The sequence below is a fragment of the Streptomyces sp. NPDC048291 genome (assembly GCF_043201715.1).
Lineage (GTDB): Bacteria > Actinomycetota > Actinomycetes > Streptomycetales > Streptomycetaceae > Streptomyces.
Genome location: NZ_JBICZC010000014.1, coordinates 375286 through 398169, shown reverse-complemented (window position 1 = coordinate 398169; position 22884 = coordinate 375286). Strand labels below are relative to the sequence as shown.

At 71.9% G+C, this 22884-nt stretch carries 25 protein-coding genes; 6 read left to right on the top strand and 19 right to left on the bottom strand.

What is annotated here, in order from left to right:
* Positions 1 to 45: 45 nt before the first annotated feature.
* Positions 46 to 993, bottom strand: a complete 948-nt coding sequence (locus tag ACGF5O_RS36335; protein ID WP_393814169.1) for an NAD(P)-dependent oxidoreductase — start codon at positions 991 to 993, stop codon at positions 46 to 48.
* A gap of 123 nt (positions 994 to 1116) precedes the next feature.
* Here ACGF5O_RS36335 and ACGF5O_RS36330 point away from each other — a divergent pair, with 123 nt between their 5' ends.
* From ACGF5O_RS36330 to ACGF5O_RS36320, 3 genes are read left to right on the top strand one after another with little or no spacing between them, the layout of a single operon-like run.
* A complete protein-coding gene (locus ACGF5O_RS36330) occupies positions 1117 to 2394 on the top strand; it encodes a cytochrome P450 (protein WP_393814168.1) in 1278 nt (425 codons plus the stop codon).
* The gene (locus tag ACGF5O_RS36325) at positions 2391 to 2579 is read left to right on the top strand and encodes a ferredoxin (protein ID WP_393814167.1); all 189 of its coding nucleotides are present in this window, start codon (positions 2391 to 2393) and stop codon (positions 2577 to 2579) included. Before ACGF5O_RS36330 ends, ACGF5O_RS36325 begins: the two co-directional genes overlap by 4 nt.
* A gap of 14 nt (positions 2580 to 2593) precedes the next feature.
* The gene (locus ACGF5O_RS36320; RefSeq protein ID WP_362596579.1) at positions 2594 to 2908 is read left to right on the top strand and encodes a DUF1330 domain-containing protein; all 315 of its coding nucleotides are present in this window, start codon (positions 2594 to 2596) and stop codon (positions 2906 to 2908) included.
* A gap of 163 nt (positions 2909 to 3071) precedes the next feature.
* Here the strand turns inward: ACGF5O_RS36320 and ACGF5O_RS36315 are convergent, their stop codons facing one another.
* Positions 3072 to 3416 carry a hypothetical protein gene (locus tag ACGF5O_RS36315; RefSeq protein WP_393814166.1) on the bottom strand — a complete coding sequence of 115 codons (345 nt, stop codon included), beginning with the start codon at positions 3414 to 3416 and terminating at the stop codon, positions 3072 to 3074.
* Positions 3413 to 3874 carry a cupin domain-containing protein gene (locus ACGF5O_RS36310; protein ID WP_393814165.1) on the bottom strand — a complete coding sequence of 154 codons (462 nt, stop codon included), beginning with the start codon at positions 3872 to 3874 and terminating at the stop codon, positions 3413 to 3415. The genes ACGF5O_RS36315 and ACGF5O_RS36310 overlap by 4 nt, the downstream gene beginning before the upstream one ends.
* 143 nt (positions 3875 to 4017) lie before the next feature.
* Between ACGF5O_RS36310 and ACGF5O_RS36305 the strand changes: the two genes are divergently transcribed.
* Entirely contained in the window at positions 4018 to 4641 is a 624-nt protein-coding gene (locus tag ACGF5O_RS36305) for a TetR/AcrR family transcriptional regulator (RefSeq protein ID WP_393814164.1), read from the top strand.
* Between the two features lie 49 nt (positions 4642 to 4690).
* Here ACGF5O_RS36305 and ACGF5O_RS36300 read toward each other — a convergent pair whose 3' ends face one another.
* The 3 genes from ACGF5O_RS36300 to ACGF5O_RS36290 are packed head-to-tail and all read right to left on the bottom strand — an operon-like array spanning position 4691 to position 6674.
* Positions 4691 to 5602 (bottom strand): SDR family oxidoreductase, encoded by a 912-nt coding sequence (locus ACGF5O_RS36300; protein ID WP_393814163.1) that lies wholly within the window; start codon positions 5600 to 5602, stop codon positions 4691 to 4693.
* Positions 5599 to 6057: a VOC family protein gene (locus ACGF5O_RS36295; RefSeq protein ID WP_393814162.1), complete on the bottom strand. Its 459-nt coding sequence runs from the start codon at positions 6055 to 6057 to the stop codon at positions 5599 to 5601. The genes ACGF5O_RS36300 and ACGF5O_RS36295 overlap by 4 nt, the downstream gene beginning before the upstream one ends.
* The gene (locus ACGF5O_RS36290) at positions 6054 to 6674 is read right to left on the bottom strand and encodes a TetR/AcrR family transcriptional regulator (protein ID WP_393814161.1); all 621 of its coding nucleotides are present in this window, start codon (positions 6672 to 6674) and stop codon (positions 6054 to 6056) included. Before ACGF5O_RS36290 ends, ACGF5O_RS36295 begins: the two co-directional genes overlap by 4 nt.
* A gap of 133 nt (positions 6675 to 6807) precedes the next feature.
* Between ACGF5O_RS36290 and ACGF5O_RS36285 the strand changes: the two genes are divergently transcribed.
* Positions 6808 to 8115, top strand: coding sequence for an acyl-CoA dehydrogenase family protein (locus tag ACGF5O_RS36285; protein ID WP_393814160.1), 1308 nt, complete (start codon positions 6808 to 6810; stop codon positions 8113 to 8115).
* On the top strand, positions 8112 to 9131 hold the full coding sequence (locus ACGF5O_RS36280) for a phosphotransferase family protein (RefSeq protein WP_393814159.1): 1020 nt from the start codon (positions 8112 to 8114) through the stop codon (positions 9129 to 9131). The genes ACGF5O_RS36285 and ACGF5O_RS36280 overlap by 4 nt, the downstream gene beginning before the upstream one ends.
* A gap of 68 nt (positions 9132 to 9199) precedes the next feature.
* Here ACGF5O_RS36280 and ACGF5O_RS36275 read toward each other — a convergent pair whose 3' ends face one another.
* The 13 genes from ACGF5O_RS36275 to ACGF5O_RS36215 are packed head-to-tail and all read right to left on the bottom strand — an operon-like array spanning position 9200 to position 22709.
* Positions 9200 to 10348, bottom strand: a complete 1149-nt coding sequence (locus tag ACGF5O_RS36275; RefSeq protein ID WP_393814158.1) for an acyl-CoA dehydrogenase family protein — start codon at positions 10346 to 10348, stop codon at positions 9200 to 9202.
* 12 nt (positions 10349 to 10360) lie between these two features.
* Entirely contained in the window at positions 10361 to 11494 is a 1134-nt protein-coding gene (locus tag ACGF5O_RS36270) for a thiolase family protein (RefSeq protein WP_393814157.1), read from the bottom strand.
* Positions 11479 to 12303, bottom strand: a complete 825-nt coding sequence (locus ACGF5O_RS36265; protein ID WP_393814156.1) for an enoyl-CoA hydratase/isomerase family protein — start codon at positions 12301 to 12303, stop codon at positions 11479 to 11481. The genes ACGF5O_RS36270 and ACGF5O_RS36265 overlap by 16 nt, the downstream gene beginning before the upstream one ends.
* Positions 12300 to 13532 (bottom strand): CaiB/BaiF CoA transferase family protein, encoded by a 1233-nt coding sequence (locus tag ACGF5O_RS36260; RefSeq protein WP_393814155.1) that lies wholly within the window; start codon positions 13530 to 13532, stop codon positions 12300 to 12302. The genes ACGF5O_RS36265 and ACGF5O_RS36260 overlap by 4 nt, the downstream gene beginning before the upstream one ends.
* The gene (locus ACGF5O_RS36255; protein ID WP_393814154.1) at positions 13532 to 14299 is read right to left on the bottom strand and encodes an SDR family NAD(P)-dependent oxidoreductase; all 768 of its coding nucleotides are present in this window, start codon (positions 14297 to 14299) and stop codon (positions 13532 to 13534) included. The genes ACGF5O_RS36260 and ACGF5O_RS36255 overlap by 1 nt, the downstream gene beginning before the upstream one ends.
* On the bottom strand, positions 14299 to 15597 hold the full coding sequence (locus ACGF5O_RS36250) for an amidohydrolase family protein (protein ID WP_393814153.1): 1299 nt from the start codon (positions 15595 to 15597) through the stop codon (positions 14299 to 14301). Before ACGF5O_RS36250 ends, ACGF5O_RS36255 begins: the two co-directional genes overlap by 1 nt.
* Positions 15598 to 15634: 37 nt before the next feature.
* A complete protein-coding gene (locus ACGF5O_RS36245; RefSeq protein WP_393814152.1) occupies positions 15635 to 15952 on the bottom strand; it encodes a hypothetical protein in 318 nt (105 codons plus the stop codon).
* Positions 15918 to 16313, bottom strand: a complete 396-nt coding sequence (locus ACGF5O_RS36240) for a hypothetical protein (protein WP_393814151.1) — start codon at positions 16311 to 16313, stop codon at positions 15918 to 15920. Before ACGF5O_RS36240 ends, ACGF5O_RS36245 begins: the two co-directional genes overlap by 35 nt.
* Positions 16310 to 17017 carry an ABC transporter ATP-binding protein gene (locus ACGF5O_RS36235; protein WP_393814150.1) on the bottom strand — a complete coding sequence of 236 codons (708 nt, stop codon included), beginning with the start codon at positions 17015 to 17017 and terminating at the stop codon, positions 16310 to 16312. Before ACGF5O_RS36235 ends, ACGF5O_RS36240 begins: the two co-directional genes overlap by 4 nt.
* Positions 17014 to 17724, bottom strand: coding sequence for an ABC transporter ATP-binding protein (locus ACGF5O_RS36230; RefSeq protein WP_393814149.1), 711 nt, complete (start codon positions 17722 to 17724; stop codon positions 17014 to 17016). Before ACGF5O_RS36230 ends, ACGF5O_RS36235 begins: the two co-directional genes overlap by 4 nt.
* A complete protein-coding gene (locus ACGF5O_RS36225) occupies positions 17705 to 19816 on the bottom strand; it encodes an ABC transporter permease (RefSeq protein WP_393814148.1) in 2112 nt (703 codons plus the stop codon). The genes ACGF5O_RS36230 and ACGF5O_RS36225 overlap by 20 nt, the downstream gene beginning before the upstream one ends.
* Positions 19817 to 21205: an ABC transporter substrate-binding protein gene (locus ACGF5O_RS36220; protein ID WP_393814147.1), complete on the bottom strand. Its 1389-nt coding sequence runs from the start codon at positions 21203 to 21205 to the stop codon at positions 19817 to 19819.
* Positions 21206 to 21254: 49 nt separating this feature from the next.
* Positions 21255 to 22709, bottom strand: coding sequence for an aldehyde dehydrogenase family protein (locus tag ACGF5O_RS36215; RefSeq protein ID WP_393814146.1), 1455 nt, complete (start codon positions 22707 to 22709; stop codon positions 21255 to 21257).
* Positions 22710 to 22884 lie beyond the last annotated feature (175 nt).

Below are 22884 nucleotides of genomic sequence, written 5' to 3'. Positions count from 1 at the left end.
AGAATGCTATTCTCATTCCCGATCGGCCGTCAAGTCAGCCGTTCGTCAGGACCCGTCCATGGATCCGTCCATCGATCCGTCCATCGATCCGTCAACGGTTCCGTCCACGAAGGGGAAGATCCGGGTGAAGTCGGCCCCCGGCTCGGTCCGGGCGAACCGCTCCCAGACGGCCCCGGTCGCCGCGCCGATCCCGGCCGGGCCGCCCAACTCGCCCACCGCCCGCAGATACAGCCGTACGTCCTTGTCCATCAGGGAGTTGGCGAAGCCGGCGGCGTAGCGGCCGGTGAGGACGTGGGCCGGGAACTTGTCGCCGGTGGCCGCGCTGCGACCGCTGGATTCGTTGAGCACGTCGAGCATCGTGGCCATGTCGAGTCCGGCGGCCAGCCCGAAGGCGACGGCCTCGCTGGTGGCGGCGAGGGTGGTCGCGGACAGGAAGTTGTTGGCGAGCTTGAGGGCCTGGGCCATGCCGGGACGGTCACCGACCCGGCGACGGCGGTCGCTCAGCCCGGCCAGCACACCCTCGACGGCGGAACACGCCTCACCGTCCCCGGCGTACATGACGGTGAGGGTACGGGCGCGGGCTCCGGCGACCCCGCCGGAGACCGGGGCGTCGACGTAGCCGATGCCGCTCCCGGCCAGGAGTCCGGCGACGGAGCGGGCGGCGGCCGGGCCGACGGTGGAGGTGTCGACGACGTACCGGACCCGCCGACCGGGCGCGGCCAGCACTTCGCGGGCCACCTGCTCGGACGCGGTCCCGTCGGGCAGACTCAGCACCAACACGCCCACCCGGCAGGCGACTTCGGCCACCCCGGAGACATGCAGGGCACCCTCGGGCGAGCGCCCTGGACCCAGCGCGTCATGGGTCACGACCGCATGCCCGGCACCCACCAGGTTCCCGGCGAGCACGCTCCCCATGTTGCCGAGGCCGACGAACCCGACGCTCCCGGCGCGCGGCCCTCCGCCTGTTCCGTTGATCTCCCGCGTCCGTTCCACAACTCTCCCCACCGCGAATGAGAATGACGCTCTCCTGAACATCATTCAGCATTCCAGCAATCGGAGAATTGTGCTACCGTCCCCGATCGTCAGGGTGCCGGCCGAGAGGGAGCCGAACAGACCGTGAACGACTTCGAGGCGATCGACTTCTTCCGGGACGAGAGGCTCGTCGCGGATCCCTATCCCTACTTCGACGCCCTGCGCGGGCAGTGCCCCGTCCACCGGGAGAACCATCACGACGTGATGATGGTGACCGGGTACGAGGAGGCGCTGCAGGTCTACAACGACACCGACACCTTCTCCTCCTGCGTCTCCGTCACCGGCCCGTTCCCCGGGTTCCCGGTCCCGCTGGAGGGGGACGACGTGAGCGGGCTGATCGAGCGGCACCGCGACGCGCTGCCGATGAGCGACCAACTGCCCACCATGGACCCGCCGGTGCACACCGACCACCGCGCCCTGCTGATGCGGCTGATCACGCCGAAGCGCCTCAAGGAGAACGAGGCGTCCATGTGGCACCTGGCCGACGGGCTGCTGGACGCGTTTCTCGCGCCGGGCGAGGGGGAGTTCATCGGCGGGTTCGCCGGGCCGTTCACGCTCCTCGTCATCGCCGACCTGCTCGGCGTGCCGGGAGAGGACCGGCAGGAGTTCATGGACCGGCTCCAGAACCGGCCGCAGGACGGCGGCGTCGGCAGCACGGGCGACGACACGCTGCACCACTCGCCGCTGGAGTTCCTCTACGGCCGCTTCACCACGTACATCGAGGAGCGCCGCCGGGAGCCACGCGAGGACGTGCTCACGGGCCTGGCGACCGCGACCTTCCCGGACGGCTCGACCCCGGAGGTCATGGACGTCGTCCGGGTCGCGGCCAACCTGTTCGCCGCCGGCCAGGAGACCACCGTGCGGCTGCTCGGCTCGGCCCTCAAGGTGCTCGCCGAACGCCCGGAGCTGCAGCGGCTGTTGCGCACCGAGCGGGAGCGCATCCCGAACTTCGTCGAGGAGGCGCTGCGCGCGGAGAGCCCGGTGAAGGGCGACTTCCGGCTGTCCAGGGTGGCGACGACGGTGGGCGGTGTCGAGGTCCCCGCCGGGACCACGCTGATGGTGGTCAACGGCGCCGCGAACCGCGACCCGCGCCAGTTCGAGGACCCCGAGACCTTCGACGTCGGCCGTCCGAACGTCCGTCGGCACCTCGCGTTCGGCCGCGGTGTGCACACCTGTCCGGGCGCGCCCCTGGCCCGCGCCGAGGCCCGGGTGACCCTGGAACGGCTGCTGGAGCGCACCTCCGACATCAGGATCGCCGAGCGGGTGCACGGCCCGGCGAACGCCCGCCGCTACCAGTACGTGCCGACCTTCATCCTCCGCGGCCTCACCCGTCTCGACCTGGAGTGGAGCCCGGCCCGGTGAAGGTCACCGTCGACGACGACCGCTGCCGCGGGCACGGGGTGTGCTGTTCCGTCTGCCCGGAGGTGTTCGACCTGGGCGACGACGGTTACGCCGTGGTGGGCACGCCCGAGGTCCCCGCCGAGCACGAGGACGCGGTCCGCTCGGCCGCCGCCCTGTGCCCCGAGCACGCCATCACCGTGAGCTGACGACGAGGAGCGCCATGCCCAAGGGTTACGTCATCTTCACCGAGGCCATCGACGATCCGGCCGCGATGGCCGCCTACGGCAGGGCGGCCGGGCTCTCCCTCGCGGAGAGCGGGGCCGCCGTGCTGGCCGTCGACTCCGGCCCGCAGGTGCTGGAGGGCGAGTGGCACGGCGACCAGACCGTCGTCCTGGAGTTCGAGTCGGTGGCGGCGGCCCGGGCCTGGTACGAGTCGGCCGCCTACGAGAAGGCCAAGCCGCTGCGGCAGGCGGCGGCCCGGACCAACGCCGTGATCGTGGCGGGGTTCGCGGCGCCGCCGGCGGCGGGCGGCTGACGCGAACCCGTGCACGTGCGGGCCGCGCCGCAGCCACCGGCCACGAGAACGGGCTGCCGGCGCGCGCGGACCGCAGTGGTCGTCATGAGCTTCGGCGGCGCGATCACCGGCGCCGGTGCCCGAACTCATCGGGCTTCGTGCCGCTTTCGGGAGTGAGCCGCGCTCACGCGGTGGCGACGGCCGTTGCGGTGTGTACGACCGTCAGGAGCGAGGCACCCGCGATCATCGTCCATTTCCGCGTGGCGACCCCGATGGCGGCATCGCCCACCTGGGCCGCGGCAGCCGCGGACAGAACGAGTGAACCGGCCGGCCCCGACCACGCGATCGGCGCCAAGAGGGCCGCCACGCCCAGCGGCACTCCCCTGGTCGCGTACATCCAGCCGTAGAAGCGTTCCCCGGCACTCGGCGTACCGCTCCCACTCAGCGCGGCCGGGCGCGCACCTCCCAGCAGCGCGAAGGCGATGCCGGCGACAGCGGCGACGGCGTTGGCCGCCAACAGGGCGTTCACGAGGCGTAGTCGGTCGACGGTTCGGTGCTGTACTTCGTCCAGACCGCCGCGACGGAGTCGTGCGACAACGGCTGCCCGGACTCGACCATCGCCTTGAGGTCGCGGAAGTACTGCACGTACAGGTCCGGAGTGAAGGTGTTGAGCATGACCGCCGTTTCGTCGCTCACGTTGGCGAAGGTGTGCGGTGCGCCCGGCGGGACCATGACCCATGTGCCGGCTCCGGCGTCGTGGTCGTCCTGCCCGACGGTGAACCGCACGCGGCCGGACAGGACGTAGAAGCCCTCGTCGTGCTGTGCGTGGCGGTGCTGCGGAGGGCCCGCGGTGTGCGGGGGGATGGTGATCTCAGCCATTCCCAGCCGGTGCTCGGTGCTGCTGCCGTCTTCGAGGATCCGGATCGTCGACGGCCCGTTGACGATGAGCTCGCCCTCGCCGGGACCGATGATCGTCACCTTGGTCATGAGGCCTCCCTGGCCGGTGAGTTGCCGATGCCAGGACCATATGGTCGGCTCCGATCCGCATGCAAGTGGACTCTCAAAAAAATAGTCGACTGTCACAGCGGTCGCATCGCCGCTATGCTCTCGGTCGGCAGGAAAGGACGATCATGGCCGAGCGGAGACGCCCGAACGGGCTCAGCAGTCAGATGGAACGCACCAGGTCGGCGATCGTGGCTGCCGCCCGCGACCTCGCCGACACCGGGGCGGAGATCACGATGCCGAAGGTCGCGGCCGAGGCGCGGGTCTCGGAGGCGACCGCCTACCGCTACTTTCCCGACCTCCTCTCGCTCCTGCGTGCCGCCGTGATCACGGAGGATCTGGTCGCGGTCCTGCGATCGGCGACGCGCAGCGACGACCCGGTCGAACGGATCGCCCAGGCCGCGGAGATCCTGGGCCGGGCGGTGCTGCGCAGACAGGGCGCCGTCCGGGTGGTCGTCGCCTCGACCATCGCGAAACCCCCGACGGCGAAGGACCGTCCCGCCCACCGCTTCGGACTCATCCGGCACGCTCTCGCCCCGTGGATCGACAGCCGTGGCTCCGCGGGACAACAGGCGGACGTGGAACAACTGGTGCGCGGTCTCGCCCTCGTCATCAGCGCCGAGTCGCTGTTCGCGCTGATCGACCTCTGCGACCTGACTCCCGACGACGCGATCGCCAGCCTCGTGACCACGGCACGGCACATGACCGCAGCAGCGGTCGCGGCAGCCCCGGCACGCCCCGCCGCCGGCTGAACCGCCTGCTGCCGGCCGCGCGTGCCGACAGGCCGTTGCCTTTGGACCTTCAGCGGTGCCCGTCGGACGGGCGTCCCGATCGGGCGCGGTACCCTGTGTCCCCGCTGCGCTGACGTACCGTCAGCGCGGCCCGTACCCCGCCGTCGACCAGGATGTCGACGCCGGTGAGGAAGGACGCCTCGTCCGACAGCAGGAAGGCGACGACGGCGGCCAGTTCCTCGGGGCGGCCCTCGCGGCCGAGGGCCGACTGCCGTACCAGCGCGGCCATGGAAGGGTGGTGCTCCGCCTCCTGCCGACCCTGCGGGGTGGCGACGACGCCGGGCGAGACCGAGCAGACACGTGCCCCGGCCGGCCCGAGGCGGACGGCTTCCCGTTGCACGAAGCGCTGGACTCCGCGTTTGGCCCAGGTGTAGGCGACGCCGGGATCCTCGATCTCCGGTCCGACGGCGGCGCGGATGCGGTCGAGGAAGTGCTCGTCCAGCGGGTCCGACAGGGCCTCCTCGGTCGCGGGCCGCGCTGCGGTGTCGCCGAACAGCGCGGCCATCGAGGCGAAGCACACCAGCGCCGTCCCCCGTGTGGCGAGCGGGCGCAGGGCCTCGGCCAGCAACGCCGTGCCGACGAGGTCGACGGTGAGGATGCGGCGCCAGTCGGCCATGGTCGGCGAGATGCCGGCCGCGTGGGCGACGGCACGGAGGGTGCCGAGTTCACGCGCGCGGGCGGCGAGGCGGGCCAGGCCGTCGCGGTCGGTGATGTCCAGGGAGTGCGGTTCGACGACGGCGGTCCGCGCCTCCGTGGCGAGCTCCTCCGCAGCCGCGTAAACCGTCTTCTCGTCGAGGTCGACCAGGAGGAGCCGGTCCACCGTCCCGGCCAGGCGCCGGGCGCACTCCAGGCCCATGCCGCGTCCGGCTCCGGTCACGATTCCCACGCTCGCCGTACGTCCGGGCTCCGGTGCGGCGGTCATGACGGCCTCCTGCCGTTCGCCCAGTACTGTTCCAGGACGGGTTGCAGCGCGCGGGTGACGAGTTCGACGCGTGGGCCGGTGGGGCCCCGGTGGAACGCCCAGTACGGCGTGGAGTCCGGGCGGCGGCCGACGGCCTCGGACACGTAGCCGCGCCGGGCCAGTTCGGCGGAATCGGCGGCCACGTCGTCGGACCAGTACCCGAGGTGGTGGACTCCCGAGTCGGCGGCCGGCTGCCAGAGGGTGCCCGGGACGCTGCGGACCAGCTCCAGCCGGGGCACGGTCATGGAGTACGTCGACGTCAGGTCGAGCACCGTGTCACCGCCGGGCAGGCTCACCCGGGCGGACGCGCCCAGTTCCGTGCACCACTCGTAGCCGAACAGCGCCGTCAACTCGGCCGCTGCCGCCGGGATGTCGTCCACGACGATCCCGACGTGGAACTGATCGGTCGCCTTCATTCGTGCCCTCGCTGGGGTGTGACCGTACGCAGGCAGAAGCGGGTCAGGTGGTCGACGTCGCCGTCCGTGGGCGGCGTCCGGCGCCACAGGTGGTCGGCGAGGCGGCCGACCGTGGCGTGGGCGGCGAGGGACGCGTCCAGGTCGGGAGCGGTGCTGCCCAGCCGGGCGTAGGGCGCGCCGAGCAGGTCGGCGAGGAGGCCGGTGGCCGAGGGCGGACCGGACAGGAACCCCTCCCCCACGCTCTGCGCGTTCCACATCACGGCGAGCGTCGTCGCGGCCGTTTCGGGGTCCCTGGCCTGGGACAGGACGCCCTCGACCCAGCGGCGCACCTGGCCCTCCGGCGTAGGCTCCTTCGCCATCTGGTGGGCGATGTAGCCGCACAGGCGCTCGGTGCCGTCCTCCATGATCGCGGCGACCAGGGCGTCCTTCGAGCGGAAGTGCCGGTAGAACGCCTCGTTCGACAGTCCGGCGGCCGCCACGATGTCGGCGACGCGCGGACGTGCGCTCGTGCCGCAGCGGCGCATCACCGCCCGTGCCGCATCGAGGAGGGCCCGCACCTCGTCGCCGTACTGGTCGGCGCGCCGGGCCAGAGCACGCCGGGCGATCCGGTCGGCCACACCACCTGACGGCCGGTCCGCGACGCGGTCCGGAAGTCGGTCCGACGGCGCGTCAGAAATAGCGTTCCGCGTCGCGGGAATTGTATTCTCCTTCACGAGAACGTTATTCTGGCACCCGCCGGAAGGAGACACAATGCCGTGGGACTTCGAGACCGAGCCGGACTACCAGGCACAGCTGGACTGGGCGGACCGGTTCGTGCGGGAGGAGGTCGAACCCCTCGATCTCCTCTGGGACGGCCTGCAGTTCACCCCACCCGACGACAACCTCCGCCGCGTCCTGGACCCGCTCAAGAAGGAGGTGCGGGCGCACGGACTCTGGGCCACCCACCTCGGCCCCGAGCTGGGCGGCGCGGGCCACGGGCAGGTCAAGCTGTGCCTGCTCAACGAGATACTGGGCCGCTCCTCCTGGGCCCCGATCGTCTTCGGCTGCCAGGCGCCGGACACGGGCAACGCCGAGATCCTCGCCCACTACGGCACCGAGGCGCAGAAGGAGCGCTACCTGCGCCCGCTGCTCGACGGCGAGATCTTCTCCTGCTACTCGATGACGGAGCCGCAGGCGGGCGCCGACCCGAAGGAGTTCACCACCCGGGCGGTACGGGACGGCGACCAGTGGGTCATCGACGGCTGGAAGTACTTCTCGTCCAACGCGAAGACCGCCGCCTTCTTCATCGTGATGGCCGTGACGGACCCGGACGGCGACCCGTACAAAAGCATGTCGATGTTCCTGATCCCGGCGGAGACATCCGGCATCGGCATCGAGCGGAATGTCGCGCTCGCCGGTGAGCCCGAAGAACGGGGTTCTCACGCACTGGTGCACTACGAGGACGTACGCGTGCCCGCGGACGCGCTGCTCGGCGGGGAGGGTCAGGCGTTCGTGATCGCGCAGACCCGGCTCGGCGGCGGGCGGATCCATCACGCGATGCGGACGATCGGGCTCGCGGGCAAGGCGTTCGACATGATGTGCGAGCGGGCGCTGAGCCGGCACACCCAGGGCACGGTCCTGGCCGACAAGCAGTTCGTGCAGGGGCACATCGCCGACTCGTGGGCGCAGCTCCAGCAGTTCCGGCTGACCGTGCTGCACACCGCGTGGAAGATCGACAAGTACAACGACTACCGCAAGGTCCGCAAGGACATCGCGATGGTGAAGGTGCTGCTGCCGGGTGTGCTGCATGACATAGCACACCGCGCGATCCAGGTGCACGGCGCGCTGGGCGTCAGCGGCGACATGCCCTTGTTCCGGATGCTGCTGGGCGCGAGCGTGCTGGGCATCGCGGACGGGCCGACCGAGGTGCACAAGGTGACGGTCGCCCGGCAGGTGCTGCGGGACCACCGGGCCGGCGAGGACCTCTGGCCGAGCGGATATCTCCCGAAACGGCTGGCCGCGGCCCGCGCCAAGTACGCCGAGTTCCTGGAGCCGGACTCGAAGGCGGAGGCACGGTGATCGACGTCGAGCGGCTGGCGGCCTGGCTGGACGAGTCCGGTCTCCCCGGCAAGGGCGAGCCGGTCGAGCACCGGTACGTGTCGGGCGGCGCGCAGAACGAGATCTACGAGGTCCGGCGCGGCGAACTGCACTGCGCCCTGCGCATCCCGCCGCCCACCGCGCCGCCCGCCCGCGACGAGGGCATCCTGCGGGAGTGGCGGATCACCGAGGCGCTGAACGGCACGGACGTCCCGCACACCGAGGCGATCGCCGTCTGCACGGACGCCGCCGTCCTAGGCCGCACCTTCTACCTGATGGAGTTCGTCGACGGCTGGTCGCCGATGGGGCAGCGCGGCTGGCCGGCACCGTTCGGCACGGACCTCACCGCACGGGCGGACCTGGCCTACCAGCTCGCCGAAGGGGCGGCCTTGCTCGGCCGGGTGGACTGGCAGGCGAAGGGGCTGCACGACCTGGGCCGCCCGGACGGATTCCACGAGCGGCAGGTCGACCGCTGGACCCGCTACCTGGAGCGGGCCAAGGGCCGCGAGCTGCCCGGCTTCGAGACGGCCGCCGCCTGGCTGCGCGCCCACAAGCCCCTCGACTACCTCCCGGGACTGATGCACGGCGACTACCAGTTCGCCAACGTCATGTTCCGGCACGGCGCCCCGGCCCGTCTCGCCGCGGTCGTCGACTGGGAGATGGGCACGATCGGCGACCCCAAGCTCGACCTCGCCTGGATGCTCCGCGGCTGGCCCGAGGACACCGGCGCCCCCGAGGCGGCCACCGCGTCCTACGTCGACCTGTTCGGCATGCCGTCGCGCGCGCAGTTGATCGAGCACTACGCGCAGGTGTCCGGCCGTCAGGTCGACGACATGGACTACTACGACGTCCTCGCCCAGTGGAAACTCGCCATCGTCCTGGAACAGGGCTTCCAACGGGCCGGTGACAATGAGAAGTTGCAGGCCTTCGGCCCGATGGTGCTGGAGCTGATGAAGTCCGCGGCGGACCTCGCGGAGACAACCGCCTACGGAGCCTGAGCCGCACGCGAGCACCGCGGCCGTACGTCGACGGCCGCGGTCCTCTCACCTCGCCGTCACCACCGCCCTCACAGTCCCAGCGACTTGGCGATGATCACCTTCATGACCTCGCTCGTTCCGGCGTAGATGCGGGTGATCCGGGCGTCGGCGTACAACCGCGCTATCGGGTACTCCGTCATGTAGCCGTAGCCGCCGAAGAGTTGCAGACAGCGGTCGACCGCACGGGCCTGCGTCTCCGTGCAGAAGAGTTTCACCTTGGCCGCGTCCGCGCCGGAGAGTTCGCCGGCCACGAGATCGAGGACCGCACGGTCCAGCATGGCCTGGGCGGCCTCGATCTCGGCGGCCACGGCCGCGAGTTCGAACTTGGTGTTCTGGAAGGCCGCCACCGGCCTGCCGAAGACCTCGCGCTCCTTGACGTAGCCGATCGTCGTGTCCAGGGCGGCCCGTGCCTGCGCGACCGAGCCGACCGCCACCGTCAGCCGCTCCTGCGAGAGGTTGTGGCCCAGGTAGCCGAAGGCCGCGCCCTCCTCCCCCAGCCGGTTGGCCACCGGGACGCGCACGTCGTCGAAGGCCAGCTCGACGGTGTCCTGGACCTTGATGCCCAGCTTGTCCAGGACCCGTCCCCGGGTGAAGCCGGGCATGCCGTCCTCGACCACCAGCAGCGTCAGTCCCGCACGCCGGTCGGCGGGGTCCGCCGACGTCCGCGCGACGACGATCACCAGGTCGGCGAGGAGCCCGCCGGTGATGAAGGTCTTGGCGCCGTTGAGGAGGTAGGTGTCGCCGTCGCGTACGGCGGTGGTGCGGATGCCCGCCAGGTCGGAGCCGGTGCCGGGTTCGGTCATGGCGATGGCGGTGAGCAGCCGGCCGGCGGCGAGGCCGGGGAACCAGCGCTGCCGCTGTTCCGCGTCGGCGTAGGCGAGGAAGTAGGGCAGGATGACGTCGAGTTGAGTGCGTACGGTACCCAGGGTGACCAAGGCCCGGGACGCCTCCTCCTGGAGGACGACGTTGTAGCGGTAGTCGGCGATGCCCGACCCGCCGTACTCCTCGGGGATCGCCATGCCGAGGACGCCCAGCGCGCCCAGCCGCTCGAAGAGCTCACGGGGCAGGCGGCCCTCCTGCTCCCAGGAGGTGTAGTTCGGGACCACCTCCTTGGCCACGAACTCCCGGACCAGCGTGCGGAATTCCTCGTGGTCGGCGGTGAAGATCTGTCGGCGCACCGAAACCCCCGGTCAGTCGATGAGTTCGACGAGGGTGGCGTTGGCGGTGCCGCCGCCCTCGCACATGGTCTGCAGGCCGTAGCGGATCCCGTGGTCGCGCATGTGGTGGACCATGCGGGTCATCAGGACGGCACCGGACGCACCCAGCGGGTGGCCGAGTGCGATGGCGCCGCCGAGCGGATTGAGCAGGGCCGGGTCGGCGCCGGTCTCGGCGAGCCAGGCGAGCGGGACGGGCGCGAAGGCCTCGTTCACCTCGAAGACACCGACCTCGGAGAGGCCGACACCGGCTTTCGCGAGCACCTTCTCCGTGGCCGGGATCGGGCCGGTCAGCATGAGCACCGGGTCGGCGCCGACCACCGCGCCCGAGCGGTAGCGGGCGACCGGGGTGAGCCCCAACTCCCTTGCCTTCGCCGGGGTGGTGACCAGGAGGGCCGCCGCGCCGTCCGAGATCTGGGAGGCGTTGCCCGCGTGGATGAGGCCGTCGTCGAGGAAGGCGGGCCTGAGCCGTGCCAGCTTCTCGGCGGTGGTGCCGCGCCGTACGCCCTCGTCGGCCTTGACCCCCTCCACCGCCACGATCTGCGCCTCGAAGGCACCGCTGTCCTGCGCGGCTGCGGCGCGTTCGTGGGACAGGGCCGCGAACTCGTCCAGGCGGGTGCGCGTGAAGCCCCACTTCTGCGCGATCTTCTCGGCGGAGAGTCCCTGGTTGAAGGAGAAGTCGTGGTAGCGGGCGAGGACTTGGGGCCCGTATGGAGTCCCGGTGGCCCGTGCCGAGCCGAGCGGCACCCGGCTCATGACCTCGACCCCGCCGGCCACGACCACGTCCTGCTGGCCGGACATGACGGCGTGCGCGGCGAAGTCGAGGGCCTGCTGGCTGGATCCGCAGGCCCGGTTCACGGTGGTGCCGGGGACGGTCTCGGGCCAGCCGGCGGCGAGGACGGCGTAGCGGCCGATGTTGCTGGACTGGTCGCCTACCTGGGAGACGCAGCCCCAGACGACGTCGTCGACGAGTGCCGGGTCGAGGCCGGTGCGTTCGGCAAGGGCGTTCAGGACGACGGCGGAGAGGTCGGCCGCGTGCGCACCGGACAGGCCGCCGTCGCGTTTCCCGACCGGGGTGCGGACGGCCTCGACGATCACTGCTTCGCGCATGAAGGGTCCTCCGTTGCGGGCTTGCGGAACCAGCGGCCGGTGAAACGCGGTTCTCGCTTCTCGGCGAAGGCGGCGTAGGCCTCGGTCACGTCGGTCGAGGCGAAGTTCGCCGTCTGGGCGCGGGCCTCGGCGGCGAGCGCCTCGCGCAGGGTGCGGCCGGTGCCCTCGTTGAGGAGCGCCTTGGTCTGTGCGAGGGCGACCGGCGGCCCGGCCGCCAGCCGGTCGGCCAGGTCGGCGACGTACGCGTCGATCTCGTCGGCGGGCACCACCCAGGTGACGAGGTTCAGCGACCGGGCCTCCTCGGCGTCGATCGTCTCGGCCAGCAGGGCGAGTCGTTTGGCCTGCTGGAGGCCGGTGAGCCGGGGCAGGAGCCAGGAGCCGCCGCAGTCCGGGGAGAGGCCCCGGCGGGCGAAGATCTGCGAGAACCGGCTCTCCGGCGTGGCCACCACCAGATCGCAGCCCAGCGCCAGGTTCCACCCCGCGCCGACCGCCGCGCCGTCGACCTTGGCGACGGTCGGCACCGGCGACTCGTGCAGCAGCAGGGCGACCTCGTTGAGATCGCGCACCTTGTCCAGGGGGTGCCGGGTGTCGGCGGCGCCGCTCGTGAGATCGGCGCCGGAGCAGAAGGCTCCGCCGGCGCCGGTGAGGACCAGGGCCCGTACGGCGGGGTCGTGGGTGGCCTCGGTGAGCGCCTGCCGCAGCAGTCCCCACAGTTCTCGGTCGACGGCGTTCCTGCGGTGCGGGCGGTTCAGGGTGAGGGTCCGTACGGCACCGCTGTCGCCGGTCAGGAGGGCGGGCGGGGCGCTCATCCGCCGCTCCCGGACTCCGGGTCAGCGGCATCGCCACTCCTCGGCTCCCGGTCGCCGACACCGCCGCTCCCGGACTCCGGTTCCCGGACGCCGAGTTCGGCCAGAATCCGCTCGGTGTGCTCGCCGAGCGCGGGGACTGCGCCCATCGGCGGGTCGTAGCCGGCGATGACCGGGGGTGGCAGCAGTGCCGGGACGGGTCCGGCGGGGGTGTCGATGCGGCGCCAGCGGTCGCGGGCCGCGAGGTGGGGGTGGGCGAGCACGTCGTCCGGGGTGTTGTAGCGGGAGTTGCCGATGCCCGCGTCGTCGGCGCGCCGCTGGACGTACACCAGTTGGTGACGGCCGCACCAGGCGCCGATCTCGGCGTCGAGCAGGTCGCGGTGGGTGACGCGGTCGGGGTTGGTGCGGAAGCGGTCGTCGGCCGCGAGGTCGGGGCGGTCCAGCAACTCCAGTGCCAGGCGCTGCCATTCGCGGTCGTTGGTGGTGCCGAGGACGACCGTGTGACCGTCGGCGGTGCGGTAGGCGCCGTACGGGGCGACGGCGGGCGAACTCATGCCGAGCGGCTGCTGCCAGTGGCCCGCGTGCCGGGTGTAGGTGAGCGGATAGCCCATGAGCTCGGCCATGGTGTCGAACATGCTCACCGCGACGGCTCCGCCCCTCTCTCCGCGGCGCTCACCGGCGTACAGCAGCGCCACGATCGACAGGGCCGTGTAGAGGCCGGTGCTGGCGTCCGCGATGGGCGGGCCCGGTTTGGCCGGGGCACCGGGGTGGCCGGTGATGGCGCAGACGCCGGACTCGGCCTGGACGAGGAGGTCGTAGGCGCGTTTGTGGGAGAGCGGTCCGCCGGGTCCGTAGCCGTCGATCTCCACGGCGATCAGGTCGGGGTGGCGGGTCGCCAGGTCGTCGGGGGCCAGGCCGAGTTTGGCCGTGGTGCCCGGGGCGAGGTTGGAGACCAGCACGTCGGCGCGGTCGAGGAGGCGGTGCAGGATCGCCGTCCCGGCCTCGGACTTGAGGTCGAGGGCGATGGACTCCTTGCCCCGGTTGACCCAGACGAAGTGGGCGGCGAGGCCGCCGACCACGTCGTCGATGTGGCGGGCCGAGTCGCCGCCGTCCGGGTTCTCCACCTTGATCACCCGGGCGCCCAGGTCGCTCAGGACCCGGGTGCACAGGGGCGCGGAGACGGCCTGTTCCAGGGCCACCACCATCACGCCGGAGAGGGGTCCCTCGGTCATCAGATCACCAGGCCGCCGTCGACCGGCAGGACCTGGCCGGTGACGAAGGAGGCCGCGTCAGAGGCGAGGAAGACGAAGGCCCCGGCGACCTCGTCGGGTTCGGCCCAGCGGCCGAGCGGGATGCGGGCGAGCATGGTGGCGGCGAACTTCTCGTGGGTGCGGATGGTCTCGGTCATGGGAGTGGCGGCCAGCGGTGCGAGGGCGTTGACCTTGATCTGCCGCCTCGCCAGCTCCCTGGCCATGGACTTGGTCATGCCGATGACCGCCGCTTTGGCGGCCGAGTAGTTGACCTGGCCGAGGGTGCCGGTCAGGCCCGCGGACGAGGTGACGTTGACGATGCGTCCGGTGCCGTCGGTGGGCAGGTACGGGAGGGCGGCCTGGGAGCAGGTGAAGGTGCCCAGGACGTGGATGTCGAGCAGGCGGCGGAAGGCGTCCTCGTCGAGGTCGGGGAACATGGCCGGCGCGGTGACGCCGGCGTTGTTCACGAGGATGTGCAGGGTGCCGTCGGCGAGGTCGGCGGCCCGGGAGACGGCGTGCTCGGCGGCGGTCCGGTCGCGGACGTCGAGGGGCGCGCTGTCGGCGGTGCCGCCCGCCGCCGTGATCTTCCCGGCGACGGCCGCGGCGGCGGTCGGATCGACGTCGGTGACGAGGACGGCGGCGCCGGCCCGGGCGAGCGCGTGGGCGACGGCGGCGCCGATGCCGCCCGCGGCTCCGGTGACCAGCGCCGAGCGTCCCGTGAGGTCGAACAGCTCGTTGCCGTACGCCACTACTTGCTCGCCGCCGCTACGGCCGCGCGGGCCCGGGCGCGGAACGCCTCCAGCTTGTCGACGGGTTCCTTGAGCTGGCGGCTGCGGGCCCGGATGCTGACGTCGTGGCCCGCGGCGGCCCGGCGCAGGGCGCCGACCGTGGCCTGGTCGCGCGGGATGTGCGAGAACGGGTCGAAGGAGTACCAGCGCATGGCGTTCTCGTGGGTGATCTTCACGGTGTCGGCGTCCGGGACGGCGAACTCGTCGAGGACGCCGTGCAGTTGCTCGGGGGCGTCGGGCCACAGCGAGTCGCTGTGCGGGTAGTCGCCCTCCCAGCAGATGTTGTCGATGCCGATCTCGTGCCGCAGCTTCACGCCGAGCCGGTCGGTGATGAAGCAGGTCAGGAAGTGCTCGCGGAAGACCTCGGAGGGGAGCTTGCCGCCGAAGTCCTGGAGGGTCCAGGCGGCGTGCATCTCGAAGGTGCGGTCGACCCGCTCCAGGAAGTAGGGGATCCAGCCGGTGCCGCCCTCGGAGAGCGCGATCCTCAGGTCCGGGAAGTCCTTGAGGGTGCGGGACCAGAGCAGGTCGGCGGCGGCCTGGACGAGGTTGATGGGCTGGAGGGTGATCATCACGTCGGGCGGCGAGTCGACGGCCGGGATGGCGAGGCGGCCGGAGGAGCCGATGTGCACCGACAGGACGGTGTCGGTGTCGCAGGCGGCCTGCCACACCGGGTTCCAGTAGGGGTCGTGGAAGCTGGGGTAGCCGAGGGCGGCGGGGTTCTCGGGGAAGGTCATCGAGTGGCAGCCCTTGGCGGCGACCCGGCGCAGTTCGCCCGCGCAGAGTTCGGCGTCCCAGATGGCGGGCAGGGCCATCGGGATGAAGCGGCCCGGGTAGGCACCGCACCACTCGTCGATGTGCCAGTCGTTGTAGGCGCGCACCAGGGCGAGGGAGAAGTCGGAGTCCTCGGTGGCGAACATGCGGGCCGAGAAGCCGGGGAAGGACGGGAAGTTCATCTGGGCGAGGACGCCGCCGGCGTTCATGTCCTTGACGCGTTCGTGGACGTCGTAGCAGCCGGGGCGGATCTCGTCCATGCCCTGCGGGTCGAGGCCGTACTCCTCCTTGGGCCGCCCGGCGACCGCGTTGAGGGCGGCGTTTCCGACGGTGTTGTCGCGGAACTGCCACACGTCGCTGCCGTCCTCGCGGTGGACGAGCTTGGGGGCGTCGTCCAGGTACCGCTTCGGGAGGTGGTTCACGAAGATGTCCGGCGGCTCGATGACGTGGTCGTCGACGCTGATGAGGATCAGGTTGTCCTTGTTCATGCGAGGTCCCTTTCGCTGTGAAGCCGGTGGGTGCGGGTCAGTCCGAGGCGGGGAGGGGTTTGGCGGCCTTGAGGGTCATGGGGACGCCCGCGCAGGCGAGTTCGCCGGTGCCGGGGCTGGTGCAGAGCAGTTCGAGGGTGTCGTCGGCGTCGGTGTAGCGCTTGCCGAGGATGGTGACCGGGTCGCCGGTGGTGGCGGGCGGGGGCGGTGCGGTGGCGGCGGGGACCATGGGGGCGCCGCCGCAGGTCAGGGCGGGCTGGCGGGCAGCGGGGGCGCGGACCACGACGACGCGGGTGGTGCACACCGTGCTGGCGAGCTGGTCACCGGGGCGCAGCGTCGGTGCTGGTGAGGTCATGGTTCGGGTCCCTTTCGGACAGGCGGTCGGCGAGCACGGCGAGGTCGTAGGACTGGCGGGCCATCCAGAACCGCAGGAAGCCGGTGAGCGAGTAGCGCAGGAACAGCGCGGCGCCGACGACCGTCCCGGCGATGCCGCCGAGGCCGAGGGCGAGGGCGTCACGCTGGTCCAGCGGGTTCTGGGTGTTGTGCGAGACGAAGTACGCCGACACCGCGAGGACCAGACCGACGGCCATCAGGGCGGCGCCGAGGCGCAGCCACAGGCCCGCGCGGGCGGCGGCCGGGTCGGGGATCCGGAGGTCGGCCAGCTCGCGGACGAAGCGGTCCGCACGGGAGTCGGTGGGCGGCTCGGTGGGTGTCATGCGGAGCTCCCGAGGTAGAGGGCGGACAGTTCGTCGCGCAGCCCGCCGTCGGGGCGGCCCTGACGTTCGATGCGGCCGCGCACGAGGACTGCGGCGTGGTCGGCGATGCCGAGGACGGCGGCCGCGAACTGCTCGACGACCAGGACGGCGACGCCCTGCCGGGCGATCTCGGCGACCTGTTCGTAGAGCCGGGAGACGACCAGCGGGGCGAGTCCCATGGAGAGTTCGTCGAGGAGCAGCACGGCCGGGTCGGTGGCCAGGCCCCGGGCGAGGGCGAGCATCTGCTGCTCGCCGCCGGAGAGCGTCCCCGCCGCCTGGCCCGGCCGCTTGCCGAGGACCGGGAAGCGGGCGTAGGCGATCTCCTCGATCTCCGCGCGGGTGCGGCCGGTGAAGGTCATCATGAGGAGGTTGTCGCGGACCGAGAGGCTGGGGAAGACCCCGCGTCCCTCGGGGATGAGGCAGACCCCGGCCCGGGCCAGGTCGCGGGGGTCGGCGCCGGTCATGTCCCGCCCGCCGAGCAGGAGTTGCCCGGAGAGCGGCGGGTGGAGTCCGGCGGCGACGTGCAACGTGGTGGTCTTTCCGGCGCCGTTCGGGCCGAGCAGCGCGACGACCTGCCCGGCGCCGACACCCAGGTCGACGCCGTGCAGGACGGTGATGCCCTCGTGGGCGGCGCGCACGGCGCGCAGTTCGAGCAGAGCGTTCACACGTCCCCCAGGTAGGCCGCGAGCACCGTCTCGTCGTTGCGGATCACCTCGGGCGGCCCTACGGCGATGACCTTCCCGAGGTCGAGCACGTACACCTCGTCGCAGACGCCCATGACCAGCCCCATGTCGTGTTCGACCAGGACGACGGCGGTGCCGTCGGCGGCGAGCGAGCGCAGCAGGGCCGCGAACCGTTCGGTCTCCTCGCCGTCCTGCCCGGCGGCGGGCTCGTCGAGGAGCAGCAGCGCGGGCCGTACGGCCAGGGCGCGGCCGACCTCGACCAGGCGGGCGACGCCGGTGGGGAGGTTGTCGGCGCGGGTGTCGGCGATGCCGGTCAGGCCGAGCCTGTCGAGCAGTTCGTCGGCCAGGAGTGCCGCCCGCCGTCGTCCGGGGCCGAGTTCCGCGGCGACGAGGAGGTTGTCGCGCACGCTCAGCCGGCCGAAGAGTTCGAGGCGTTGGAAGGTGCGGGCCAGTCCGTGCCGGCAGCGGCGGGCGGGGCCGAGGCGGGTGACGTCACGGCCGTCGAGGGCGACCCGGCCCGCCGAGGGGCGGCGCAGTCCGGACACCACGTCGAACAGGGTGCTCTTCCCGGCCCCGTTGGGTCCGATCAGGCCGGTGATCCGGCCGCGGTCGGCGCTCATGCCGACCCCGTCCAGGGCGCGGTTGCCGCCGAAGGCGACGGTGACGCCGCTAACGTCCAGCAGTGGCACGGGCCAGCACCTCCCCGTCCTGGGGCCGCCAGGGCCGGCGTACGCCCCACCACTCGACCGGTACGTCCGCCTCGGCCTCCGGGGCCTGCCGTGCGGCGGCCCAGGCGCGCAGGGCGAACGCGACGACCAGGGAGCCGGTCAGGAACGTCCAGCCGTCGATCGCGTCGGCCAGCCGCAGTACCCAGCCCAGGGCCAGGGCCGCGAGCAGGACGGGCAGCGCGATCACGTCCCGCCCCAGGGGCGCCCATTGGCGGCGGAGGCGGGCGATGATCCCCTCGGGGCTGTGCCCGAGGCCCATCCCGGCCAGGGCGGGCAGCAGGGCGACGACGTTCTGCGTCCAGGAGGCCATGCCGGTCAGGATGTTGGGGCCGAGGTAGGCCGTCCCGGCGAACAGGCCGTTGCCCACCGCGCCGAGGCCGCCGATGACCGCGACGAGGAAGATCGGGAGTCCGGCGACGAGGTTGAACTGCTCGGCGGTGATGGAGCGTTGCTGCATGCCGTAGAGGGCGCCGCCGAGTCCGGCGAGGCCGGCCGAGAGCGCGAACACGGCCACCTTGGTCAGCAGCAGGCTGCCGCCGAGGGTCGCGTACGCGGCCTCGCTGTCCCGGAGCGCGATCAGGCGCCGCCCGAAGCCGCCGCGCCGCAGCCGGGCGACGGCGAGCGAGGCGAGGCCGAGGCAGACGGCGGCGAGGACGGTCAGCTCGGCGGCGGAGTCGAGGTGCAGGCCGAACAGGTCGGGCCCGCTCATCTCCACCGAGCCCTGGTCGAACAGCGAGATGCGCGCGCCGAGCAGGTGGAAGGCGGGGAGGGTGAAGATCCACCGGTCCAGGACCACCGCGAAGGCCGCGGTGCCCAGGGCGAGATACACGCCGGAGAACCGCAGCGCGGGTACGGCGATCAGCGCCCCGGCCGCCCCGGACACGGCGACCGCAGCGGCCAGCGCCCACAACTGCCCGTGCCCGCCGAGGTGTCCCCAGACGACGGCGCCGATACCGGCCATGCTCAGCTGGCACAGGGAGATCTGCCCGGCGTACCCGGCGAGCGGAACGTACGACAGGGCGACGATGCCGAGGGAGAAGATCGGTCCGTAGGTGACGAGGTCGGCCTCGTCCAGGACGGTGGCCAGGACGAGGCCGAAGGCGACGGTCGACGCGGCGAAGACGGCGGTGCCGCGCAGGCTGGGCGCCGGGACCTGGACGAGCCGCCGGTCGCGGTGGCGCAGGCCCGGGTGGCGGAACAGGAGCAGGGCGAGGAAGAGGAGCAGGGCCGGGGCGGCCAGGCGCAGGCCGGGCAGGTAGGGGTTCTGCGGGAGGTAGCCGGCGAGGTAGCTCTCCATGCAGCCGACGACGACCGCGCCGGCGAAGGTGAGCGGCAGGCTGCGCAGCCGGCCGAAGACGGCCGCGGTGTAGGCGCTGACGATCAGGAGGGAGAGCTGGGAGGCGTCGAGGGCGACGGTGGGGGCGATCAGTATGCCGCCGATCGCGGCGAGTTGGGTGCCGAGGATCCAGGCGACGCGGCTCGCCCGGACCGGGTCGGCGCCGGTGAGCCGCACCAGGGCGCGGTCGTCGACGGTGGCGCGCATCTCGGCGCCGGTCCGGGTGTGGTTGAGCAGGAACCAGAGGCCGGCGGCGACCGCCACCGCGACGGCCATGGTGATCGCCTGGTGCCAGGTGAGGGTGGCGGGGCCGAGGTGGAAGGGCCGCTTGTCGGCGAGGAACACCGACAGCGGCCGGGGCACGTCGGGGTCCCAGATCCAGCGGGCGGCGGCGATGGCGCCGCTGAGCAGCGCCACCGTCATCACCAGCCGTTCGGCCTCGCCGAGCCGTTGCACGGGCCGCATCAGGACCCGTTCGACGGCGAGGCCGAAGGCGGGCGCGAGCACCAGGAGCACCAGGGCCAGGGCCACCGGGACCGGCCAGCCCCAGCCGACGGTGAACTGCCAGTAGCAGAAGGCCGCCAGCATGCCCGCCGCCCCGTGCGCGAAGTTGAACACGCCGGTGGTGACGTAGGTGAGCACCAGGCCGCTGCCGATGACCGCGTAGATGGCGGCGGTGCTCAGTCCGACGATCCCGAAGGTCAGGAACTGCTCCATCTACTTCACATCGCTCATGCTCTTGCCGACGTCGGCGAGGGTGAGCGGCTTTCCGTAGCTGCCCTTGAACTTGTAGGCGGACTCGTTGCACCGGTAGGCGCCGGTGTCGGGCCCGAAGTCCGCGGGCTGCCAGCCCTTGGCGGTGGCCTTCTCGATGTTGAAACAGGTCAGCGGTGCACCCGGGGTGGACAGGTCGACCGGGGCGAGCAGTCCGCCGCCGGTCCAGGCGTTCTCCTTGGTCGCGGCGCGGTAGACGCATGTGCGGGTGAGGTCGTCACCGCAGGAGGAGGCGGCCTTGGCGAACAGCAGCCAGGCGGCGAAGCCGCGGACTCCGGGCAGCGTGATCTGGGCGCTGGGAGCGTACTTCTTGAACAGGGCGGTCAGTTGCCCGGTCGCGGCGTTGCCGGCCGCCTTCTCCAGCGGGTAGACGCCGCTGAGGTCGGCGAAGTTGTTCTGGTAGGCGAGGGACGTGCCGGCCAGTTGCAGGAACGCGGGCCCGTAGGCGTTGTTGTTGGCGTCGATCCAGTCGAGCTTGTAGTTCATGCCGGTGAGGATCTGTTCCAGCTTGGCCAGGCTCGCGAAGTCGCCGTTGAACACGAGCCCCTTGACGCCCTTGCTCTTGATGGACTGGGCGTAGGGGGTCCAGTCCGAGACACCGGACGCCGGGTACAGGTCCTGGTAGGTGACCTTCCCTCCGGCGGCCTTGACGGTCTCCACGGTCTCGGCGTTGAGGACCTTCGTCACCGGGGCGTCGCCTGCGATCGTGCCGACGGCGTCCGCCGACTTCGGGTAGGCCTGCTTCAGCAGCCAGTCGTAGTAGCCGATGTAGCGGGCGTAGCCCGCCCCGCCCGTCTCGTTGAGCTGAAGGTCCGAGCCTACGTTCTGGACCTGGCTGACCTGCGCCGGGAAGTCGGGCAGCAGGCACTTCAGCCGGTCCTGGACACCGAGGGCGTCCAGGGCGGAGCCGCCGCCGACGAGTGCGAAGTCGTCCTTGCAGGCCTCCAGCATCCGCGGCCGCACCTCGGTCAGCTTGGAGTCACGGGTGGTGGCGACGAGCTTGCGGCCGTTGATGCCTCCCGCCGCGTTGCACCAGGAGGTGAACACCTTGGCGGTGTCGACGAATTCGGAGTTCTTGGTGAAGCCGACGTCGGAGAAGACGCCGACGTCGATGCTGTCGGCGGTGACGCCCTGGGCGGTCGCGCTCTTCGCGTCGCCGGGTCCGCAGACGTTCTTCAGGTCGCCGAAGTCGCCGCCCGCGGCCTGCTGGGCGGCCTTGGTGGGGGTGGCGTCGCCGTCGTCCGACGTGCCGGCGCTGTCGTGGCCGCCGCATCCGGCGACGGCGAACAGCGCTGCCGCCGCGAGGGCGGCGGGGATTGCCTGGACTCTCACGGGGTTCCTCCTCGGTGGTGTGCCCCGGGCTGCCGCATGCCGTCCGCGCTCAGTCGGCCGGCACGGCGAAGGTCTTGAGCTCGAGGAACTCCTCGAGGCCCGCGACGCCCATCTCCCGGCCTATGCCGGACTGCTTGAACCCGCCGAACGGGGCGTCGGCGGCGAAGTAGTTGCCGCCGTTGATGCTGAAGGTGCCGCTGCGGATCCGGCGGGCCACGGCGGTCGCCCGCTCGGCGTCGGCGCCGAGCACCGCGCCGGACAGCCCGTACACCGAGTCGTTGGCGATCCGGACGGCGTGGTCCTCGTCGTCGTAGGCGATGACGGCGAGCACCGGTCCGAAGACCTCCTCCTGGGCGATCTCTGCGGCCGGGTCGACGCCCGCGAGCAGGGTGGGCTCGTAGAAGAAGCCCTCCCCGTCGACGGGCCGGCCGCCGGTCACCAGGCGGGCGCCTGCGGCGACGGCCCGCTCGACCATGCCGTGCACCTTGGCCCGCTGCTTCTCGCTGATCAGGGGGCCCATGTGGGTCTTGGGGTCGGCCGGGTCGCCGTACCTGACCTTGCCGAGCATGGTCGCGACCAGGCCGACGATCTCGTCGTGCCGCTCGCGCGGGACCAGCAGGCGTGAGGTGAGGGCGCAGCCCTGCCCGGAGTGCGAGCAGATGGTGAAGGCGGCGAACATCGCGGCGTTGGCGAGGTCGGCGTCGTCGAGCAGGATCATCGCGGACTTGCCGCCGAGCTCCAGGAAGACCCGCTTCAGGGTGGCGGAGGCGGCGGCCATGATCGCCTTGCCGACCGGGGTCGACCCGGTGAAGGTGATCATGTCGATGCCGGGGTGGGTGGTGAGCAGTTCGCCGGTCTCGGGTCCTGACGAGGTCAGGACGTTGACGACACCCGGGGGGATGCCGGTCTCCTCGGCGATGATCCGGCCGAGCGCCAGGGTCGTCCACGGGGTGTCCGGTGCGCCCTTGAGTACGACCGTGCAGCCGGCGGCGAGCGCGGGTGCGAGCTTGGCGAGGGCCAGCTGGTTGGGGAAGTTGTACGGCAGGATGGCCGCGACGACTCCGGCGGCCTCCTTCTCGATCCAGCGTCGGTGGCGCCGCCCCCGGCTCTCCAGGACGGGCAACTCCTCGCGGAAGGGGTGGTGTTCGAGGAGATCCGCGTAGTACTTGACCATCTCGATCGGCTCGTCGAGCTGGGGTCCGTGGGTGAGGGAGCGGGGTGCGCCCACCTCGGCGATGGTCAGGTCGCGCAGTTCCTCGCGGTGCGTGTGCAGCGCGTCGTACAGCCGGCGCAGGCAGCGCAGCCGCAGCTCGCGGTCGCGCATCCAGTCGGTGGTGTCGAACGCGCGGCGGGCGGCCGCCACCGCCGCCTCGACATGACCGGTGTCCGCGTCGGATGCCGTCCCCAGCACCTTCCCGGTGGACGGATCGACGGTCTCGAACGTGCGCTCCGCGCGCACGAGCCGCCCGTCGATCAACAGCCGGTCCTCATGGAAAAGACTCACGGCTCCCCATCTCTTCTGGGTGTCACAGGTCCTGCCTGCCTTGGCCCTGCCTGCGGTGGAAAGTAGCTTCTCATTAGATGAGAAGCAACCATCCGCACAGGAGAATTGGGCAATCGGACGGGAGCGGGAGGAATCATGCCCGGTCAGGGCGGAGGAACGGCGATCGCCGGGCCCG

Coding starts and splice junctions, on each gene's coding strand:
- ACGF5O_RS36260 (WP_393814155.1), bottom strand. CDS start 13,532: ATGACCGAGGGACCCCTCTCCGGCGTGATGGTGGTGGCCCTGGAACAG.
- ACGF5O_RS36285 (WP_393814160.1), top strand. CDS start 6,808: ATGCCGTGGGACTTCGAGACCGAGCCGGACTACCAGGCACAGCTGGAC.
- ACGF5O_RS36240 (WP_393814151.1), bottom strand. CDS start 16,313: ATGACACCCACCGAGCCGCCCACCGACTCCCGTGCGGACCGCTTCGTC.
- ACGF5O_RS36310 (WP_393814165.1), bottom strand. CDS start 3,874: ATGACCAAGGTGACGATCATCGGTCCCGGCGAGGGCGAGCTCATCGTC.
- ACGF5O_RS36250 (WP_393814153.1), bottom strand. CDS start 15,597: ATGAACAAGGACAACCTGATCCTCATCAGCGTCGACGACCACGTCATC.
- ACGF5O_RS36265 (WP_393814156.1), bottom strand. CDS start 12,303: ATGAGCGCCCCGCCCGCCCTCCTGACCGGCGACAGCGGTGCCGTACGG.
- ACGF5O_RS36305 (WP_393814164.1), top strand. CDS start 4,018: ATGGCCGAGCGGAGACGCCCGAACGGGCTCAGCAGTCAGATGGAACGC.
- ACGF5O_RS36300 (WP_393814163.1), bottom strand. CDS start 5,602: ATGACCGCCGCACCGGAGCCCGGACGTACGGCGAGCGTGGGAATCGTG.
- ACGF5O_RS36270 (WP_393814157.1), bottom strand. CDS start 11,494: ATGCGCGAAGCAGTGATCGTCGAGGCCGTCCGCACCCCGGTCGGGAAA.
- ACGF5O_RS36295 (WP_393814162.1), bottom strand. CDS start 6,057: ATGAAGGCGACCGATCAGTTCCACGTCGGGATCGTCGTGGACGACATC.
- ACGF5O_RS36245 (WP_393814152.1), bottom strand. CDS start 15,952: ATGACCTCACCAGCACCGACGCTGCGCCCCGGTGACCAGCTCGCCAGC.
- ACGF5O_RS36225 (WP_393814148.1), bottom strand. CDS start 19,816: ATGGAGCAGTTCCTGACCTTCGGGATCGTCGGACTGAGCACCGCCGCC.
- ACGF5O_RS36320 (WP_362596579.1), top strand. CDS start 2,594: ATGCCCAAGGGTTACGTCATCTTCACCGAGGCCATCGACGATCCGGCC.